The 20,036-nt window shown below is 42.0% G+C and carries 20 protein-coding genes and 2 pseudogenes; 6 read left to right on the top strand and 16 right to left on the bottom strand.

Annotated features, from left to right (window positions below; genetic code table 11):
- Positions 1 to 71: 71 nt before the first annotated feature.
- Both VSQ61_RS11585 and VSQ61_RS11580 read left to right on the top strand, forming a co-directional pair.
- Positions 72 to 479 (top strand): ArsR/SmtB family transcription factor, encoded by a 408-nt coding sequence (locus tag VSQ61_RS11585; protein WP_334344585.1) that lies wholly within the window; start codon positions 72 to 74, stop codon positions 477 to 479.
- A complete protein-coding gene (locus VSQ61_RS11580; RefSeq protein WP_334344584.1) occupies positions 448 to 1,356 on the top strand; it encodes a helix-turn-helix transcriptional regulator in 909 nt (302 codons plus the stop codon). The genes VSQ61_RS11585 and VSQ61_RS11580 overlap by 32 nt, the downstream gene beginning before the upstream one ends.
- 2 nt (positions 1,357 to 1,358) lie before the next feature.
- Here the strand turns inward: VSQ61_RS11580 and VSQ61_RS11575 are convergent, their stop codons facing one another.
- The 3 genes from VSQ61_RS11575 to VSQ61_RS11565 all read right to left on the bottom strand — a co-directional run bounded on the left by VSQ61_RS11575 (position 1,359) and on the right by VSQ61_RS11565 (position 3,026).
- On the bottom strand, positions 1,359 to 1,874 hold the full coding sequence (locus VSQ61_RS11575) for a DUF3786 domain-containing protein (protein ID WP_334344661.1): 516 nt from the start codon (positions 1,872 to 1,874) through the stop codon (positions 1,359 to 1,361).
- A 117-nt stretch (positions 1,875 to 1,991) separates the two neighbouring features.
- Positions 1,992 to 2,177, bottom strand: coding sequence for a hypothetical protein (locus tag VSQ61_RS11570; protein WP_334344583.1), 186 nt, complete (start codon positions 2,175 to 2,177; stop codon positions 1,992 to 1,994).
- A 78-nt stretch (positions 2,178 to 2,255) separates the two neighbouring features.
- Entirely contained in the window at positions 2,256 to 3,026 is a 771-nt protein-coding gene (locus VSQ61_RS11565; protein ID WP_334344582.1) for an ATP-binding protein, read from the bottom strand.
- A gap of 174 nt (positions 3,027 to 3,200) precedes the next feature.
- Between VSQ61_RS11565 and VSQ61_RS11560 the strand changes: the two genes are divergently transcribed.
- Positions 3,201 to 3,800 carry a TetR/AcrR family transcriptional regulator gene (locus VSQ61_RS11560; RefSeq protein ID WP_334344581.1) on the top strand — a complete coding sequence of 200 codons (600 nt, stop codon included), beginning with the start codon at positions 3,201 to 3,203 and terminating at the stop codon, positions 3,798 to 3,800.
- A 54-nt stretch (positions 3,801 to 3,854) separates the two neighbouring features.
- Here the strand turns inward: VSQ61_RS11560 and VSQ61_RS11555 are convergent, their stop codons facing one another.
- From VSQ61_RS11555 to VSQ61_RS11500, 12 genes and pseudogenes are all read right to left on the bottom strand, one after another.
- Positions 3,855 to 4,331, bottom strand: coding sequence for a PD-(D/E)XK nuclease domain-containing protein (locus VSQ61_RS11555; protein WP_334344580.1), 477 nt, complete (start codon positions 4,329 to 4,331; stop codon positions 3,855 to 3,857).
- 25 nt (positions 4,332 to 4,356) lie between these two features.
- Positions 4,357 to 4,575: an AAA family ATPase gene (locus VSQ61_RS11550; RefSeq protein ID WP_334344579.1), complete on the bottom strand. Its 219-nt coding sequence runs from the start codon at positions 4,573 to 4,575 to the stop codon at positions 4,357 to 4,359.
- Between the two features lie 110 nt (positions 4,576 to 4,685).
- Positions 4,686 to 7,631, bottom strand: a complete 2,946-nt coding sequence (locus VSQ61_RS11545) for a TOTE conflict system archaeo-eukaryotic primase domain-containing protein (RefSeq protein ID WP_334344578.1) — start codon at positions 7,629 to 7,631, stop codon at positions 4,686 to 4,688.
- Between the two features lie 324 nt (positions 7,632 to 7,955).
- Complete coding sequence (locus VSQ61_RS11540; protein WP_334344577.1) at positions 7,956 to 8,909, bottom strand: HNH endonuclease; 954 nt, start codon at positions 8,907 to 8,909, stop codon at positions 7,956 to 7,958.
- A gap of 838 nt (positions 8,910 to 9,747) precedes the next feature.
- Positions 9,748 to 10,047: pseudogene (locus VSQ61_RS11535) on the bottom strand (DUF4393 domain-containing protein); the annotation flags it as partial.
- A 463-nt stretch (positions 10,048 to 10,510) separates the two neighbouring features.
- A complete protein-coding gene (locus tag VSQ61_RS11530) occupies positions 10,511 to 11,821 on the bottom strand; it encodes a hypothetical protein (protein WP_334344576.1) in 1,311 nt (436 codons plus the stop codon).
- 416 nt (positions 11,822 to 12,237) lie between these two features.
- Positions 12,238 to 12,498: pseudogene (locus VSQ61_RS11525) on the bottom strand (flavodoxin); the annotation flags it as partial.
- A gap of 59 nt (positions 12,499 to 12,557) precedes the next feature.
- A complete protein-coding gene (locus VSQ61_RS11520) occupies positions 12,558 to 13,904 on the bottom strand; it encodes an MATE family efflux transporter (protein ID WP_334344575.1) in 1,347 nt (448 codons plus the stop codon).
- A 230-nt stretch (positions 13,905 to 14,134) separates the two neighbouring features.
- Positions 14,135 to 14,824 carry a DUF4405 domain-containing protein gene (locus tag VSQ61_RS11515; RefSeq protein ID WP_334344574.1) on the bottom strand — a complete coding sequence of 230 codons (690 nt, stop codon included), beginning with the start codon at positions 14,822 to 14,824 and terminating at the stop codon, positions 14,135 to 14,137.
- Between the two features lie 47 nt (positions 14,825 to 14,871).
- A complete protein-coding gene (locus tag VSQ61_RS11510; protein ID WP_334344573.1) occupies positions 14,872 to 15,582 on the bottom strand; it encodes a flavodoxin in 711 nt (236 codons plus the stop codon).
- Between the two features lie 72 nt (positions 15,583 to 15,654).
- Positions 15,655 to 15,825 (bottom strand): hypothetical protein, encoded by a 171-nt coding sequence (locus VSQ61_RS11505; RefSeq protein WP_334344572.1) that lies wholly within the window; start codon positions 15,823 to 15,825, stop codon positions 15,655 to 15,657.
- A 111-nt stretch (positions 15,826 to 15,936) separates the two neighbouring features.
- On the bottom strand, positions 15,937 to 16,827 hold the full coding sequence (locus VSQ61_RS11500) for a LysR family transcriptional regulator (protein ID WP_334344571.1): 891 nt from the start codon (positions 16,825 to 16,827) through the stop codon (positions 15,937 to 15,939).
- Positions 16,828 to 17,231: 404 nt separating this feature from the next.
- On the opposite strand from VSQ61_RS11500, the gene VSQ61_RS11495 reads away from it, so the two are divergent.
- The 3 genes from VSQ61_RS11495 to VSQ61_RS11485 all read left to right on the top strand — a co-directional run bounded on the left by VSQ61_RS11495 (position 17,232) and on the right by VSQ61_RS11485 (position 19,693).
- Positions 17,232 to 18,161, top strand: a complete 930-nt coding sequence (locus VSQ61_RS11495) for an SDR family NAD(P)-dependent oxidoreductase (RefSeq protein ID WP_334344570.1) — start codon at positions 17,232 to 17,234, stop codon at positions 18,159 to 18,161.
- A gap of 29 nt (positions 18,162 to 18,190) precedes the next feature.
- A complete protein-coding gene (locus tag VSQ61_RS11490; RefSeq protein ID WP_334344569.1) occupies positions 18,191 to 19,081 on the top strand; it encodes a 3-methyl-2-oxobutanoate hydroxymethyltransferase in 891 nt (296 codons plus the stop codon).
- A gap of 69 nt (positions 19,082 to 19,150) precedes the next feature.
- Entirely contained in the window at positions 19,151 to 19,693 is a 543-nt protein-coding gene (locus tag VSQ61_RS11485) for a trigger factor (RefSeq protein ID WP_334344568.1), read from the top strand.
- A 1-nt stretch (position 19,694) separates the two neighbouring features.
- On the opposite strand, the gene VSQ61_RS11480 is transcribed toward VSQ61_RS11485, so the two are convergent.
- A partial coding sequence (locus VSQ61_RS11480; protein ID WP_334344567.1) for a LuxR C-terminal-related transcriptional regulator occupies positions 19,695 to 20,036 on the bottom strand: 342 nt, incomplete at its 5' end.

Raw genomic sequence — 20,036 nt, 5'->3', positions numbered from 1 at the left:
AGCCCAATCCCTGCCAAATGGGCGAAATGTATTTCTAATTTGGCGAAAATATAAAAAGAAAGGAGCATACCATGCACAAGGAATTACCTCACTATCACGGAGAGGGACAGGAAACATTGCTTATCCGGGAGCAGCTAAGCCATGTAGATGATTTTCAGATGGTGGCAGATATATTGAAGCAGTTAAGTGACACTACCCGAATCCGCATCTTCTGGCTGCTGTGCCACTGCGAGGAATGTGTGCTGAATATCTCAGCCATGCTGGAAATGTCAAGCCCCGCTGTTTCCCATCACTTAAGACCGCTGAAAAACAGCGGTTTGATCGTCTGCCGCCGTGAGGGAAAGGAAGTATATTACCGTGCTGCGGATACCAGCCAGAGCCGCCTGCTGCATCAGATTATTGAGCAGGTCATGGAAATCACCTGCCTTAACCAGAAAGGAACCTCCCATGGAAAAAGAACTGGAAAAAATCAGAAATGACCTGCAGGCCTGCCCGCAGAATCATATTGAGAAAATCGCACTTTATAAAGGCATTGAATTATATTTCTTTACCGTGAAAGCAGACAGCATTTCTATGGAGCACCCGAAATGGAAGCATATCATGGAGATTAATTACTGCCATTTGGGGCGGATTGGATGGAAAATGGATAACGGAAATGAGATCCATCTTGGCCCCGGGGATTTCTCTGTGCACACGCCGGATACCTGCGCAAGGTCAGCCCTGTATTTTCCTGCCGGAGAATATGAGGGACTGACACTCTGCATCAATCTGCAGGAGTTGTCAGCACACCCGCCAAAGCTTTTATCTGGAACAGGCATCCGGGGAGAGATGCTTTATGAAAAATTCTGCAAAAACGGCACATTTGCTTCCTTTGCCGGAAATGAAGAGACGGAAGCTGTTTTTTCGGCATTTTACGGACAGCCGGAGCATTTGAGGACGGCATACCAAAAGCTCAAAAGTCTGGAGCTGCTTCTCTATCTGGAGAAAATGGAACTGGGCCAAAACAGCCCATTGACGGAATATCAATCGGAGCAGATCGAAATTGTCCGCAAGGTCCATGAACACCTGACGCAGAATATGGCACAGAGAATCACGATTGAAGCCCTCTCCAAGCAATATTTAATCAATCCTACCACCCTAAAAGAGGTATTTAAGTCTGTCTATGGAACTTCCATTGCCGCCCATATCAAGGAACACCGCATGGAACAGGCTGCCCGGCTTCTGCTTGAGACAAACCTTAGCATCGCAGAAATCGGACAGCAGGTGGGATATGAGAGCCAGAGCAGATTTACTTCCGCATTCAAAGCATATTTTCACACTTTGCCGAAGGAATACCGCAAAACTCATCAAGGGTAATGCTATGAGGAAAGCCGCCTCGTCAGTTCCTCCAAAATCAGCTCCCCGGCCGTTACCGCATCCTCCACAGACAGATAGTGCTCTGCATTGGCATTCAGAAGCATTCTGCCCGAACCCTCCAGCTCCTCATCTGCAAACCAGATATTGAACGTCACGGGATAACGGGGAAAAGGCTTAAAAACTGCGCAAAGATCCGCTTTTGAGGGGATAAACTCAGCTCCCAGCTCCGTACATGCTTTTCTGACTTTTTCCGGCTCCTTTTTTCCGATAACTGTTCGGATAACATTCTCGCACTTCCGGTCAAAGCCGCCTCCCCGGACCATTCCCTCCTTAAGCTCTCCAAAGGTTATAAGTTCGGAGGACAATGGCGTGCCGTCCGCCATATCCATGTAGTGCAGAAGCATCAATACATGCCATTCATTCCATGAAGGCTCCACATCATAGGAGGGATAGGAAACGGTAATCTCACGCCCCAGGCCGGACAGATAAAATTCCTGCTGCTTTCTGCGAAACTCTATCTACGTGTTTGCTGCAATATCATCGACCGGGCGGCCGCGCAGACGCTCCTTTGCCGGTTTTAGCATTTCCAAAAAAGCTCTGTTTTCAACTGCCATACTCTGCTCTCCTTACTCTTCTCACGCCTGCTCCGGATGGGTTCCCTCCGGTATCACATATCCGCACTGGGCGCAGATACTCTCTCCAACTGTAGCTCCGTCCTTTAAAATGATCTCTATCCCATCTTCCTCATGGCATTTTGGACATGTAATCTCCATAATCGTCTTCATGTTCCTGGCATCCTGGCAATCTGCAAATGCTCCCATATTACAATTCTCCTTTTCTAAGTTTGGTGTCTATTTTCTGCTGCTTCGAATTGGAAATCAATCCCCATCCTCTCTCATTTACAATCCCATCCTCTCCAGAATCTCATACAATGCCCCTTTAACCGGCGCATCTTTTGGCAGCTCTACAAGGGGTTTTCCGTCACAGTCATAGCGGTAGACCATCTCATCCTGGGGAATGACGCCAAGCAAGGACAGCCCCTGCTTTTCGATCTCTTCTCTTGTGCCCTCGTCAAGCTTTCCCTCCGGGGCACGATTGATAATCACGCCCGCCCTCCGGGGCTTCAGATCCAGTTCTTTCATCAGGGCTGCAATTCTTCCTGCCGCCTGTACGCCTCTTCTGGAACAATCGCTGACCAGGATGGCCGTCTCCATGGAGGGAAGCAGACCTCTGCTCACATGCTCAAGCCCTGCCTCATTATCCACCACTACATAAGGGTAATGGCTCTGAAGCTTTTGGATCTGGGTCTGCACCAGCCCGTTAACAAAGCAGTAACAGCCCTGTCCCTGGGTGCGCCCCATAACCATGAAGTCAAAATCATCCTCTTCCGTAAGGGCATCCGCCAGCCGCCTTTCCAGCCATGCCTGCTTTGTGATTCCGGTGGGAATCTGATAGCGGCTGTCCACGCCGGCCCGCTCGATCTCTTCCCGCAGCTCTCCAAGGGTAATTCCCATCTCTACCCCAAGTACCTCATTCAGATTGGAATTGGCATCCGCATCTACGGCTAATACGGGTTTTTTTCCATGTTCACACAGATATTGAATCAGCAGGCCGCACAGGGTCGTCTTGCCTACGCCCCCTTTTCCTGCTACTGCAATGTTATGTCCCATTCTTTTTTCCTTTCTTTCCTTTTTGTTATTTATGGAAGCCCAATATTCAACAACATGTTGATTATTTTTATATTTTTCAGTATAATGGGTGGAAATGAAAAAACAAGCAACAATATGAGAAAGCTGTATGGTTACTGAACACTTTTGGAAAATTGTTGATTAAGGAGAACGTATATGGCTGATAAAACGAAAAAAGAAGACCGCCGTGTAAAATATACAAAGCAGGTTATCAAAGAATCCTTTTTAAAGCTTTTGGAAAAAAACAGCTTTCCGAAGATTACCGTAACAGAATTATGCCGTTTAGCAGAGATTAACCGGGGGACTTTTTATCTTCATTACTATGATATGGATGATGTACTGGATGATCTGCTAAGTGATATGCTCTCCAATACCTCCAGTGTTATGGAGCATGTTCTATCAGAGGAATGTTCTTCCTCAAGCTGCTCCTACCCCTTTTGCGATCGGATTCACAGCAATGATGCTTTCCGCCCTCTTCTTCTGGATGATACGATTTCCGGCAGGATCATTGACAGGATGGCGGACCACAAGGAGCATTATATTACCTGGCTTATGTCCCACAGTATTCTTACTTTTGAGGAAGCGGAAGCCGTATTTTATTTCCAGATGAACGGCTGCCTGACTATCAATAAGCTGATGCTCCGCAACCATTGCAGCGATTGGAAAAAGATACAGAAGGTTATTGATTCCTTTATCAGGGCCGGGCTGGAAAGCTTTTTGATTCATGATCAGAGGGATGGGGCACGGACAGATTGATGGAATGAACTTCAGGAGAAGCTTGTACAGCCGGGAAAATAGACTTGTATCATTCTATTCACCCCGAATCAGCATAATTCTGCATTTATCCTTATAGCAGGCTATGCCATACTTGAATACCTTTACAATATCCTCATCATAGAAAGCATCCCCGTATTGTCTTTTCTCTATCTGTTCTAATGCTTCCTGACATACCGCATCCAGATTCCCGTCCCGTGCATATTTCACCTCAATAACAATGCCCATCGGATCATCATCGTCATTAATTTCCACAAGAATGTCTGCATAGCCTTCCCCAGCCTCCTTGTTGGATGATACAACCCAATTTTCCTTAAAAGCCAAGAGACCGAGCAGCATACCATGATAAAAGTTCTCTTTCAGCTCCTTTCTCGCAAAGGTATCACGGATACTGATGGTCTTTTTCAGGTATTTCCGCAGCTGCAGCTGTGCCTCTTCAGCATTCCCTCTCTGTAATGCATGGCATAAGGCGTTCAACGTTTTTCCATCCTTTTTTGCTTCTTCCCTGAACATATCCATAATCTGCCTTGTGAAGATCTCACGCACTTCCAGGTTGGGAATGGCAAGATGGAAGCTTTATCATACTCATATTTAAGGACTTTCCAAAACGCCTGGGACGAGTAAATAGTGTCACCTCTGCCGGATTCTGCAGTAATTCACGAATAAACCCCGTTTTATCTACAAAATAAAATCCGTTTTTTCTTAGCTTCTCAAAATCTTCAATCCCGATAGGAAGCTTCTTTTTGGCCGTATCCACGAAAGTTCACTCTCCTCTCCCATGCTCTTTCCTATTATTTACATCATACTCAAATACGGTGGCACTGTCAACTTTTGTGATATTTATGGAAAGTCTGCAAAACCGCATATCTATTTCTTTAACCCAATCTCTATCAATTCTGCCGCAACCTGTACGGATTTGATTCGCATCAGATTATCCCATGCATCTTCCCTGCCAAGCAAATTCATCCCTCCATGCCATACAAGGTCATGGTCTATAATTGCAAAATGTTCGATCACTTCATCCTTTACCATTACTTGAATACCGTTTTCCTGCATTTCTTTCACCAATCTTTGGCAGAACTCCGGATTTCCATAAAATAGATTCTGTGGATCTGTTGTAATAACTGTCACAGCTACTCCTGCCTCCTGCCTTAATTTCACAAGATAGATAAAACGCTCTACCTTATCCTGAGTGAGCTCCGGGCTGGATACGATGATTCTCTTTTCCGCTTCAACAAGATCTCTCTCAAATATATCCATGTAATTTCCCGAATCATAGATGGCATTTGCTGTCTGTTTTGTAAGAACGTCACTTGTGATTAGCAAAAAGCCTGTCCTCTTGTATGTGCGCAGCCGCTTCGCATACATATTATCAAAATTACGAATGTGGGAATCTACATAGTCGTACACGATAACTTCCTTTTTCCCATCATAATCACGGTTCAGTCTTCCAATATACTGTTCAAGCCTGCTTGAAAAGGATACCGGAGCCGCCAGCATCAATGTATCCAATCTCGGACAGTCAAACCCTTCACCGATTTTCTGGCCTGTTGCCACCAGAATCATGCTTTGATTCTTTGGCAATTCTTTTAATCTTCTTCTCACTTCCGAATTTTCTTTATCGCTGTTATCGCCATATAGGATGAACACATGATATGCATCCCCCTGTAAATGATCATACAGATATTTTGCCTGCTCTTTGTATCTTGTCAAAATTACCGGTGTTCTCCCCTCTTTCACGCAGTACCTGGTATCTTCAAGAATCATCTCATTTCTGGCCGCATTCATACTAATCAAAGCATAAGCTCCATTAATATCATTTTTGCTCTCGTCTGTATCAATTACTCTTGTGTACCTGGGATATACGTAATGGCCAATTCCCTGCTCGGCTGCCCGTTCTTTTGCAGTATAGCTGTGCCTTATGGGGCCTAAAAGCATAAAAATGATTTTCTCCAGATGATCCCCTCTTTTTGGTGTTGCGGATACTCCATAAATGTATCTGGCGTTAACTTTCTGCATAACTTCAATGGATGTGCCGGAACCGCAGTGATGACACTCATCCATTAAAACCATACCATAAGAATTGATAAAATCATTAAATTTTCCCTTACTATACATGGAACCAATCATGGCCACATCGATAATACCTGTCAAAGTATTCTTACTGCCGTGCAAAATGCCAATAACGCTGTCTCTGCGCTTTTCACGGCCGCTTTTTGTTTTATAGAGCGGCGGTTCTTCATCTATAATCAAAAATTTATTTAGTTCATCTACCCACTGCTCCAGCAAATCTTTACTTTGAAGCAAAATAAGTGTATTTACTTTTCTTTCTGCAATAAGATAGCTGCAGACAACGGTTTTGCCAAATGCAGTAGCGGCGCTGAGAACTCCATTATCAAAGGCAAGCAGACGCTGTGCCGCCAAATTCTGCTGAGTTTTTAAATCGCCGTTAAAAGAAACTCTTATGGGCCTTCCCTTTTCCCTGTGATCCACAAGCTCATACTCAATACCTGCTTCTTTGCAGGAAGCGCACAGATTATCACGAAGACCTCTTGGAATGCGAATATAGCCGTCTATGTCTTTTCCCATATATATGGCGCTAAAGTTGTAGTAATTGGAATATCCAAGCCTCTTATTTTTATAAAATACAGGATTATCAAAGGCCGCCATACTTCTGATCTGATTCTGCAATCGTGGCATTAGATTTAATGTATCAACATAGATACCGTCTCCGAAAACAATGTGCATCTTCCCAACAACATCTGATTTTGTAAAACCATCTTTTTTCTTCCATGGCTTTGGACGATTTTGTGAAGCCGCAGAAGCCAGGATTTCTTTCTCTTCAGCAAGCTCTGTCTGCCATTTTTTCATGTGCTCTTCAATATCTTCTAATGACAGTTTTTCCGTATGATTTAACAAAATATCCCACTGATCCGGATAAGCATTCCAATTTTTATCTACAAAGGCACTGTTGCCGCTTTTTAATGCCTGTCCTTGCAGTGGCAGCGCAATTAAATTGCCTATACTGCTTGCAGCATCCTGAGAAGGGTACATACGATCATAATAATGGAAAGATTTTAAATTAATTGATGCGGAACCTTTATCCAGCAAAAGAAACCCAAAATTTCTTGCCAAAGCTGCCGGTACAGGCTTTTTGAAAAAAATCCATACATGTGCCCCTCTGCCCGATCTTGACCGTTCTACTAAGGGTATTATTCCATTCCTTTCGCAAATGCGCCGAAGTGCATCAACCTCTTCATGCCATTCGTCATCAGCATTGGCAAAATCCGTTTTTTCAGCGCCTTTTTCATGGTTATCAAAGTCAAATACCAGAAAACGGCATGTGCCATCCGCAAGCAGCGGATAGATCCCCAATACATCCGCCCCATCTTCTCTATAGCCAAGAAGATGCTCTATGATTTTCCTGGGCTCAAGCTTTGTCCACTCCTTATGCTCACAGGCTTCACAGTGGATTTTTTCACCACGCTGTTTCGGGCATATCTGATCCCTCCATCTATGATTGCACTGTGGAAAGTATCCGCCTTTTGTGCCTCTTTTGGCATAAACATCTGTCCTTCCCCAAAACATTGCAAAGTACTTATTTACCAGATCTTCTGTGATATATTTACTTAGAATGCGTTCACCCTGATCCGGATCATACTCTTCATTTGTCTCAATTTTCTCTTCAAATGGGTTCTCTGATTCATATGCAATATTTGCCTTTTCCAGCTGCATTTTCAATCTTTTGTTTTCATCCTGAAGACTTCGCACCAGCTTTCGAAGTGAATCCAAATTATATGCTTCTATGTTCATTTTCTTTTATTGCCTCTCCTGCTGCTTTAGATTTATTTTTGTGCAATTTCTTTCAAAATATAGAACCTTTCTGACTTGTCTTGCCTTTAAAGTGGTCGAATTCGACTACTTTAAAAACAGGATTATATATTTGCTCGTTTTTCAGTCTCTTAACAGTCAACCCTTTCATAGCTCATAAGACATTGGTTTCTAACTCTGTATTAACTCGTTTTTTCTAAAACCTGCCAATAATTAGAAGCTATTAATATCTGACATATCATAAAAGAGACACCTGTTGCCCGGCATCTCTTCAAGAGGTTTACAAATAATACTTCTGAGTAAGTTTTAGATAATTTTTTCAAGATTTTTTCTAAGTTTTTTGAATGTGAAATCATAAAGATAAAATCCATTTTGGGAAATCTTATCCTTCAATTCCTTTTCAGCACTCGAATTGATTTTTACCAATTCATCAATCGCTAATGAGCCCGTAAACTGCACCTGCTTATCTACAATATCTTTTTTAGAATTTAAAGACATTTTTAAATAGCTATCATAATATTTCATTCCGCAAGTAATTTGAATATTTTCAAATTCGGTATTGCTTATGAAATAATCATTGTAAGTATTTAGTACAATGCAATCATCAAGAAGATTTTCTGTGTCTTCTTTTGTCGGAATATTCCCTACTATAACAGTAAAAACATAGATCCGCTGATGCTGTTGCCAGGACATAGCGTAGTTAATTGGATATCCTATGCTATAATCCTCAGCAAAAATGCTTTCTGTACCAAATAATTCAGCCAAAAACTTCCTGTATCTATCAAGAAGTTGATCACATTGGTCAGATATCTCAACTCTAATTTTAATATATCCAACGAAAACATCTCCACTATCAGACTTACATTGCTTCCAGTATTTAAGTCCCTGTGCCACATCCAAAAAGTTTACGACCTTATCATCTTCTCCCTTTTGATCAGCACTTTTTGCTACAATCTCATAATGATTTTGTCGCTTTCTAATCTCAAATTCCTTTGAATTGGCTTTGAAACACGGAAATTTATCCGCTTTCTCATCATTTGTCAGAATATGGCAACAAACCAGGTTATGATCTGCCGTTTTACCTCCTCTTGATAACGGTAAAATATGATCAACATTCCAGCCATAATTACTGTTCCTGTCATTGTAAGCGGCTTTTGCGATTTCACGCCCGGCAAAATCAATCGCCTTTTGTCTTTTGCCAAACTGTTGTACCCACAATCTGCTGGCAGTTTCTTTGTTTAGATCCATAAATTTTTTCATGTATCATACTTCCCTTTCTCATAAAATGAGAAGTATAATTTGTATTTGACCTCCTTATTAAATTAGGCAAATACTTTGACCGGCACATAGGGCAACCTACCGCTGAAACCTCAAAGGGTAATCCTTATAACAGCTTGACTAAGGATTTGCCAATCATCTTTTTGCATATACAAAAAGGATTAAGATTTGCTCTCTTTAAGTATAACATAGAAATTCTTTATCCACTACACATTTTAATAAATTACTGGGCGGACGGATTCTGGACTTGCACTGGTTAGAACGCCGCCAGGCACACTACTAAAAGAATGTCCGAGCAATTAAGCCCAGGCAAAATTTTTCTTTTTTTGAATTACAATTCATGCTGATTGAACTATTAATGTTCAATAAGATTGGGGGCAGGCCTTATGTTACTCCATAGGCAGAGAGTTTCTTTGTATTTCTATTGCCCGCAAAGTCGGGACGGGTAATTCCTCTCTATCGCCGCAAAAGCACTTAAGTTTTTCTAAAATCTTCCTAACAACTGAAAACTGCTATACAAGTCCAGGGCACCATATCCCGATGATGTCAAGCTTTTACCACGAATTTTTTTCACTTTCTTTAAGCAGAAATCGCTAGAACCCGCTTAATTTCATAGGGAGTATGGTAGAGTATTGCCAATTCCAAGCAATAACTTATCAAAATCACTTTGATACAATTTATCCTGTATAATTCTATATTTTTCAAATTCACTCTCGGCAAAGCTTTTAGCAATCTCTGCAGATACTCTTCCCTTATCTTTCAATACTGATATTCTTTCAATTGAAGCTCCAAATATCACGCATTCGTCATCATAATCTCCGTTTGCTATCGACTTAAAGAGCAACGCATCTGTAGATGATAATTTACCTATAATATCTGTAAAAATTGGATGCACTTTTACCGCTTTATCACTACTCATTGACGACGCAATCAAATTAACAAACATTTCCCTCAATTCTTCTTTTTCGACACAATACTTTGAAGCTTCCAAAGCTGGAGCAACAATCTGAATATCTGGTTCTACCCTTTTCTCATTTGGGATAGCTTCTATTTTTTCATGTAACTCCCGATTATAATTTTCTAATTCTACTGCATAGCGCAATTTGCGTTTCTCAGCCATATGTCCAATACCACCAAAAACTAAAAACCAAATATCTGACACTGTACTACCAATGGCCTTCGTTGGCTGTTCTGTTAAATTAGTTAAAGCCTTATCAACACATTCTGGCATCTCTGCATTGATTAAGCCAATATTATTCTTCGATTTATCCGACATATGTATTTCCTCCGTCTATCATATATATTTTTACTTTACTACTTAAGAGTAGTTTTTACACATTCGGTTTTTCACTTCCTCACTCGTAGTAAAACCCGTAGTACCCCACCACTCCTATTGCCATGATTTGCCCCGTTCTGCCCCACAAGTGCCGCCAATTCCCGGCTAGCCGCCGTGCTGCCGTGGCACACAAATTGTGAAAAATGTAACGAAAATGGCAAATCGAGGCAAAACGGGACAAGTTGATGCCGTCAAACATAGTAGGAATTGGGGGCTTTTACTACTACGATTACCCTATTTCAAATTGCTAAAAATTTCTTTTTATACTAACTCTAACAATTGCATCTCCATCACTTTGATTATGAGAATTTTCTACTATATAACTGACCATTTCTGCGATATCCTCTTGTGTATACAACTCATGTGTTATCAAATCCTCTATCATTTCAAAATCCTCTAATTTGGCAATGTATTCTCCACACTTCTTTCCAACAACAATTTCATTTTCTTTAAACTCAATCTGAAATCCCATTTCCGTAAGACGCTCATAATAAGTCGCAAAATTAACAACAGAAAAAATTGCTCTTTTATCAAAAAGAATATCCAAAATAATATCATCACTGATATTCCACCATATAATTGGCTTCCTATATGGTTTGTACTCTTTCCCAATTTGTTCCATCCTTATATTGTTATATGGGGAATCCTTTATCATCTTTTTTACAATATTATCTATTTTTTCTCCTAAAATATCATCAAAGTTTTCTGATGCATAATATTCTTCTTCCTTTATCGCTACAATCAATGTATTTATTTCTTCGTTATATGCAATCCCTTTTTCATTATTACAAGCAGCATCAATCAAAAAATGCTGTTCATTCATTTTTCTTTTATCCTTCATAATGTCACCAGAATCACTTAGCAATAAATCATCTTGATTTTTTAGCTGTTTTTGTATTTTTTCTTTTGTACTATTTCCGTAGATTTCCTCTCCTTCTTCTGCATCAATTTTTAACTTTACTTTAGATGACATATATACACTTGATGCAAGAACTCTTTTGTCATTTATATATTCACTTTTTATTTCTCCTGTTCCAATCACCTTTCCATCTAATGAACATACAGAAAAGTCCCCTATTCGCAGCATATTTGTAATGGAGTGATATACTACTAAATAACCGTCAATAGTAGGATTTTCTTTAATGAACTCAATTTCTCCTCTTCCACCTATGCCTGAAACAAATAATCCATTATCTGGATGCTTATAATGTTTTTCTAATTCCTCAATACTGTCTCTATAAAATATATAGGCAAATGAATCTCCAATACTTTTCCCTATGCTAATCACTTCTTTAATTTCTAGCTTTTGATTTTTCCATTTTTGCATTTTTTCTAAAAAATCCTCTTTATCTAAGGATTCTTTTATTTCTATATATTCCCGTTCTTTTTGAGATATCTCCCTATACACAGACATTGCATTATATAAACATTCTGCAAGATTTGTCTGAAAATTGATAAATTCATATTCTTCTAAATTAGCACCTCTTTTTAAATTTAGCATTATCAAGGCTAATTCGCATAAGGTTTTCTTTATTTCTTCAATTTTATCATCATACATACTTCAAACTCCCAAGTAAATGCTTGCTCATTTTTAGAATAATTATATCAGAAACATTTCACCCCTACCACCATATATTTACATAAAAAATGCCCTGCCGAAGCAGGGCACACAAACTCTCCATATATCAAATTGCTCGAAACATTTTCTATGAAACGAGCTTCTCCTCCTTGTTCTTTTCCAGTTCCTTTCTGGCATTCTCCAGCTCTTCCATCCTCCGAAGTTCGTCTGCGGCATTCCCCAAGCCAAGGTGCGTATAGGTATTCAGCGTGACACCGATATCGCTATGCCCTATTAGGTATTGGAGTGCTTTGGGATACCAAGGTTATTGCTTCCGACACAGGCGATATTCCTATCGTTAAAATTTGCACCCAAAGTCATGCTTGGGTGCATTGTATCAAATTGTGGTACGCAAGCCATATGGGGAAACCGACAAACACCACTTCGTACCGGTCCATATCTTCCATTTTCCCGGCAATCCCAGGGCGGGATGCGGGATCATTCATTTCCACACTGCTGCGGCTTTTCTTATCCATCCAGTCAAGATCTTCCCTGCTGTAAGGAATCTCCGGCTTAATCTCATACAAGTCTGCGCCTGCCGCCTCTGACAGCTTCCATGCTGCTTTGGCCGTCACACCGCTTGCTGAAAAATATGCTACTAACATTTTTTTGCTCATTACAATTACCTCCATAATTTTATGATTCATGACAATAGAATTCTTGCAAAGCATGAATTCTATTGTTTGATCACCTGAAAAGTTTTCCACTTTCCGGTTCTTTCCCTCCAAATAAACAGAGCAGCCCTGACCACCCAGTCACATACCATGGCAAGGGCAATCCCGATCACACCCATCTGCAGGGTAATCCCCAGCAGATACGACAAAAGCAGACGCACTGCAACCGTAGAAACAACTGACACATACATGGTAAATTTCACGTCCCCTGCCGCACGAAGTCCGTTGCTGAGCGCCCCGGAAAAAGGATAAAAGGCAGCATTGAACACATTATGGATCAGAACCAGCCAAACTACCAGCCGTTTTGTTTCCGGCGACAGCGAATAAAAATGCAGAAACACCGGGGTTAGAATAGAGACCAAAAGATTCCATACCGCCGAAACGAAAAGTGTCAGCTTTGTAAGTTTCTTAAAGTGATATTCTGCCGCTTCGGTATTTCCGGTTCCCATGCACTGCCCAATCACAGTAATGAACACCGGCCCCATGGCGACACCAGCCAAAGCTGCCAGCGACCAGATACTTTGCGCCACACCGTTTGCGGCAATCTGATAAGTTCCGAACAATGCCACCATACTGCTCAGCGCTACCTTGACAAGCTGGAAGATACCGTTTTCTATGCCGTTTGGTACAGCCACATTCAGAATACTTTTCATCAAACTGCCATGCCAGCTAAAAATCCACTTTCCCCTATATACCACCCTGTTCTTTTCCCGAAAGCAAAGAAAGGTGATTGCCACTGCGGAAAAAACACGGGCAATGAAGGACGGCCATGCAACACCGGCTACCCCGGCACGAAAAACAAAAACACCAATCACATTGCCAATGACATTGATCACATTGGACACTACCGAGAGATACATCGTCACATTTGTTTTTCCAAGACTGCGATAAACAGCCGCCCCCGCATTGTAAACGGCAAGCGCCGGATAGGAATAGGCTGAAATTCTCAGATATGTAATACATGCCTCCATAACCGGCTGCTCCACTTTCCCAAACAGCCGGCATAGCATCGCTTCATTCCCAAGCAGGACCGCCGCCCCAAGCAGTACAGAAAAACCAAAAGAGAACATCAAAAGCTGGCTTGCGGACTCTCCCGCAAGGTCTGTATCCTGCCTGCCTATATACTGGCTGATCACAACAGCCCCTCCAGAAGCAAGCGCTGTAAACAGGTAAATAAATATGGTATTGAACTGATTGACCAGGGACACCCCGGATACCGCTGATTCCCCAGCATAACTGATAACCAGCGTATCCGCAAGCCCTACAAACATCACCAGAAGCTGCTCTAAAAACAGAGGTACAATCATTTTTTTCAGTTCCTGATTAGAAAATAAATCATTCTCGCCCATTATACTTTTCCTTTTTCAAAAGATTCATATCCTGCCTATTCTATTATCCCATTTGTCCTCAGCCATTCTTCCACATCATCCGGCAGGCCGCTGCCTCCAGAATAATGTACTGACAAAGCCTCGCCCATCACTGCATCCAAAGCCAGTTTTGAGATTGCTGTCAGGCTCTGTCAAAACAGTGAATGCACGGATTCCTTTCATCGTGAGCCTTCTTCCTTCTCCTCATTTTTCTACACAGAGTTTTTTAATGTGAGAATACTTGCGATTCCCTTCGATATATAACAGGCAGCATAAACCCAAAAGCCCATCATTGCAATATATTCCACAAATGCAGCCCCCGCACTCTGCTCAAAATCAAAAAACACAAACTGCTGCTTAAGGAACATATAAGAAAGAATATCCTTTCTGCAAAAGAGATACAGCCCGTACATGGCAAGCAAGGCTGCCATCACTCGTAAAATCCATGTAACAGCCCGTAGTTTTTCCCTACTGCCTGTCAATTTCCGGCACATTCCTAAAATCATCCTCCAATGAAGCCCTAAATGCACACTCATCAGCACAAATCCCCAATAGGAGGCCGCCAAATGCATCATTCTTGCCGTTGCCATCGGACCATGGATAGAAAGCGCTGCAAATACATGGCGTGACATTACAATCCCACTGAATCCCAGGCACAACATTGTAATCAGGATACCGAAATTAACGATCGTCTGTATGATACGAGACGGCCTGTATTTTCCTTTGAATAAATTACCATACCATTTCATATTCAGGATATTATGCAGCAGAAACAGCAGAAGCTCCCCTGCACCAAACCACTCATGCAGCTCCTGCCCGGTAATCTGATATGCCATTAACAGGAGAAGCAGTACCGTCATCAATAAATCAATTCCTGTTTTTATTTTCATTTTTGTCTGCATAAGGCACTGCCTCCCTTCCAGAACAGAATCCGTTTGCTGCCCTCAAATCATTCTCCAAAATCCAAACCAAGACCGTTTACCCATTCCATAACCGTATCCTGCGAATCGCTGCCATTCAATCGCATTCCCGGAAGCCAGTCTGCTCCATCTGTGAACTGCTCCAAATTAGTTGCGGAAGAACCCACGCCACTGCCGCCGGAAGTACAGAATGGAACAATCGTCTTTCCTGAAAAATCATAGCTCTCCACGAAAGTGCTGACAATCCTTGGTGCCTCTCCCCACCAGATCGGATATCCAATGAACACAATATCATACTGTTCCATATCTTCCACTGAACCGGTAATCGCAGGACGGGCATCCGGATCATTCATTTCAATCGTGGTACGGCTATTATTGTCATTATAATTCAGATCTGCATCCGTATATGGTTCTTCCGGAACAATTTCGTAAATATCTGCATTCAATCCGTTTGCGATATGCTCTGCTATCCCTTGGGTTGTATTGGTAGCGGAAAAATAAGCCACCAGCACCTTTGTTCCCTGTTCTTCCGGAATATCCGGATTTTCCGGATTCTCCGATTCGTTCGTCTGTCCTTCAGAAGTGTCCGTGTTTTCTGCAGGTTCCTTACTATTCACAGTGCCTGCCGCCGGCTTCTCTTCCGTAGAAGGCTGCACGGTCTGGCCTGCAGAGTTTCCACAAGCTGTCAGACTCAAAATCATCAACAGAGAAATTAAAACAGTAATCACTTTTTTCATCATAAATACCTCCAATTTTTTATTAGCATAATCCCACTCTCTAAAGGTGTAAATCCCCGTCTACTTCATCCGCTATCATATTTGCAATATACTCTGTCGTACCATATCGCCCATCTCCATCAGGCACAATACTCGCTGAAGTAGCAGCATCCGTATCTGTATCTCCTTATCATCGCACCTGGTTATTACCTCAATCCGCTCTTTACTGAAGCCGGCTTTGGAAAGAGCATAGATATCTGGTTCCATGAAAAAGCATTTCCTCCTAAAACAAAAATGTAAGTGCGGTTCCGAAGCTGACTGCTCCATCCTGCACTTACATAATAATCACATACCTAACATATATCAAATACTCAGTTTTTATGACTCACACATGCTTAAAAAGCATTTTGCATATTCTATAAATTTTGTAGCTGCCAGACTAAATGGCTGTTCCCGTTTCCATGCCAAAACACACGTTGCCATAAGCTCCGGATACAGCGGCCGACAAGCAATCTTTGATGAATCCCAAAAGGGGACCGCACCCTCAATGACCAAAGAATATGCCAATCCCCTGCTTACCATAACCGCACTGTTGGTACTCAGATTACTGGTAAACAGGATATTCAGGTTTTTATAATAGTTCCCAAACCAGCTTGCCAATTCACTCCGCACCTGCATCCTTCTCGGAAGAATCAACGGCAGTTCTGCCAGTTCGTCTGCCTTGACATACTTTTTCCTTGCAAGCGGATCATCCGGCGGCATCAAAACCACCCATCTTTCTTTCATATCCAAGCGGATAAACTCATATTTCCCCATCTCAATCGGCTCCAGGAGCAAACCTAAATCAAGCAGTCCCTTATCCATCTGTTCTTTTACCAGATCCGCAGTCGCTGTAAACAGATCAAAAGTAACAAGGGGATATTTTTGATGGAAATTCCGAATCAGATCCGGGAGCATCTGCACAGACGCAACTTCCCCGCATCCAATAGAAATCTTTCCCTCTACCTGTTCTTCCTGCTCTACCAATTCTTTTTCTGTTTTATCAACCAACTGTAGAATTTCCTCTGCCCGACGCCGGAGCAGCAGGCCTTCATTCGTCAGCCGAATCTTCCGTGTCCCCCTGTCAAACAACCTGACACCAATTTCTTCCTCCATCTGTGCAAGCTGGCGGGAAAGCGTCGGCTGTGTAATATGTAAAACTTCTGCGGCTTTTGTAATGCTTTCTTCCCTGACTACGGTAAGAAAATAGCGAAGAACCCTGATTTCCATATGCAAACTCCTCTCAGCCTTATCCATGCTTTGCAGATTGTATTATAACATTTTTATGCCTTTTAAGCAATACAACCATATCGTTTGATTTTGCCTTTAGAGGGTTCAAATTTTTAGAAACAAAGGGTTCAAATTTCTGTTGGGAGGGTTCATGCACAAACACTTCTACTGCTTAACCATTACTCCATCCTTTCCCTCCATTCTCCTCCTTTTTCGGACATGGAAGTGTATGCCCCGGAGGGTATTTTCATATCATCAACCGTAATTGTGAACAGAACCTCAACATGTTTTCCCGGGTAGATATAGATTCTTGAAATAAATACTTAAAATTGATTATTTCCGTTACCTGCACAAAATTATATAATTGCCAACATAAAAGCTATTCCAAAAGGAGGGATATGATTATGGTAGATCCAAAACAATTGGATCCGGAAGCTCTTGCCAAAATGAATATAGCAAAGACTCCTTCCAACGAAGAAGTCTTCCAAACTTCCATGAAGGGAAAAACAGCTATTGTAACCGGCGGAGCCACGGGCCTTGGCTACAGTGTGGCAAACCGCCTCTGTGAGGCGGGAGTAAAAGTTGTTATAGCTTCGAGAAATGAAAAAAGAGGAAAGCAGGCCGTGGCTGATTTTAAGGAGAAAGGTTATGAAGCGGTATGGGTTCAGACAGATGTCTCTGTAGTGGCAGACTGCTACGCAGCAGTAGATTTTGCTGTAAAAACCTATGGTCAGGTGGATATTCTGGTATCCAATGCGGCCGGATGGTCTTCTTGTTCTTATCTGGATGTCTCAGAAGAACTTTATGACCATATTTTAGATGTGGATCTGAAAGGCTCCTACTTTATGGGACAGGCAGCAGCCCGTCATATGGTTGCCAACAAAATCAAAGGGAAAATTGTATTTATCTCATCAGCAGCCCACTTAGGGGAGGGGCCCTCCAATCTTGTTATGAACACCTACTACCAGGCAGCTAAAGCAGGTGTAACCGGACTTACCCGAGGTGCTGCGGAAGAATTGAAGCAATATGGTATCTGCGTCAACTGTGTTGCCCCAGGAGGAATGCTTTCAGCTGGTATATTTTCTCAAGGCACGGAGTATCCTGCCAAATATGGTCCCGCCTATCAAGAAGCCCAAAAAAATCCGGCTCCTGAAACACCTCTTGCCATGAATCCGGATGAGGTTGGGCGTGTGGTATTCGCCATGTGCACACCTATGTCTGATTTTATGCATGGAGAAATAATCAATGTCAACGGCGGTACTATGCTGAAATTCCAGACTTCACCCTTAAGTTATACTGTGGAAGGCTGTATTCCAGGCCCAAACACAAAATAAATTAAAAACCTTGAAAGGAGATTTTAACAATGCCAAAAGGAAAAGGAACTGATATTGAAATGATGCCCATCTCTCTCGAAAGAAAAACGATCTGGCATCTCCAGAAAATGAAGGATGAAGGTAAGCTGATTTCTATGGTTGGTACGGCTTATCTGGATCCCATCTATGTTATGATGTGCGAAAAAGCCGGTATTGACTTGGTACGTTATACCTGCCCTGCCGAAAACTCTCAGCAAAGGGCACAGCTTATGCCTATGTGGACTCGAATGATCCGTAAGAGTGCCCCGAATATTTGCCTGAATGCAGTAATGCAGACACAGCAGTATGCGGACAAATATACGGCTGTAAAAGAAGCTGCCGTTCTTTTGGGCGATGGTGCCGACTCTGTAATGCCCATGGGAGTTCCGGCTGATACAGTTGAATATATGTCTAACCATTACATTCCTGTATTTGGGCATGTAGGCTGTCTCTCCGGATGGCAGACAGGCCAGTTCGGCGGCTATCGCCGTCAGGGAAAGACTGCCGAGGAAGCCATGCAAGTATTCCGAATGGCCTATGAATATCAGGAATCCGGCATGGTGGGCATGACCACTGAAATGACTTCCAGAGAACTCACAAATCTCATTGCCAAGAAGCTTCGCATTCCAGTCATTCAGGTAGCAGCAGGCGGCGTGGCCGATGGCTCCGAAATGGTAATTTTTGATCTGCTCGGTTTTGTACCGAAGGCGGCTCAGGCTAAGCACGGAAAATACTACACCGGCACCTTTGATGACTGTATGAATGCTTTTATGTCCTTTGATCATGAAGTAAAGGGACAGATCTATCCTGCTGAAGAACATGGATGGGGTATGGATACTGCTGAATTCGAAAAATTCCAGAACGAACTTGACAAAAAGTACCCGAATATCAAAAAATCATAGGCATCTCAGCCTTTACATATTAGGCCAGATCCCTATAAGAAAGGCGGCAGGATTCCTGCCGTCTTCTATGTGATCCAAAATAATATTATGAAAGGACCTCTAATAATGCTTCAAAATCTTCAATATAAGCATTTACCCATCACATGGCATGGTTCTATCCCTTCCGGAAAAAACATAAACTTTGAGACAACGGTGCTGCAAAGCTTGGCTGCAAATAATGACTTTCCTATTCCGGAGACCCTTATAGAACAGGAAATGGATGAACTCTATATGGAGCTGGATCAGCAAAGACACAATCAGCTCTTTGGCTGCGGAGATTATAAGCCTTTCCTTCCTGATGAAACAGCCAAGCAAGATAAGAAAATCCGTATTCAAGCCCACATCAATGTAAAAATTCGTATGGTGCTTCAATATATTATAGAAGCAGAACATCTGACCATCTCATCAGAAGAATTGGAGCAAGAAGTTAAGGCTATGGCAAAACGACAGAATGTATCTATTTCTGAGATAAAAGATTTCATGGGTTCGAATCTTGAGCCGTTAAAGAGGGAGCTCCTAACTGAAAAGGCAATCCGCCTTATAATGGATAGTGTGGTGATCCAAAACGAATAACTTATTTTAGTTTTGCGAAAAATTCTTGACGATTTGAAACCTTTAGCTTTTTATACATATTCGCAATATGTTTATAAGTTGTATTCTTACTAATAAAAAGCCTCTCTGCAATGCTGGCAGGAGAAGATCCTCCCAACATCAGTCCAGCAATCTCCTGCTCTCGTTTTGTAAGAGAGGCCTCTACAAGCATAAAATCTCTGTGCGAAAATGCTTTTGGTGGGTTTGTAAAAAATTTTGTAAATAAATTATTCAATAACGGGTGAAGAAATCTAACAAATGCAATCTCATCCTCGGAATAGCGATGATCTTTAATACGATCCAAAGATAAGATGCAGCGAATACA

Source organism: Candidatus Merdisoma sp. JLR.KK006, assembly GCF_036941035.1.
In the GTDB taxonomy this organism is placed as follows: domain Bacteria; phylum Bacillota; class Clostridia; order Lachnospirales; family Lachnospiraceae; genus Laedolimicola.
Note: the sequence above shows the minus strand (reverse complement) of the source record. Positions and strands in the feature narration are given on the sequence as shown.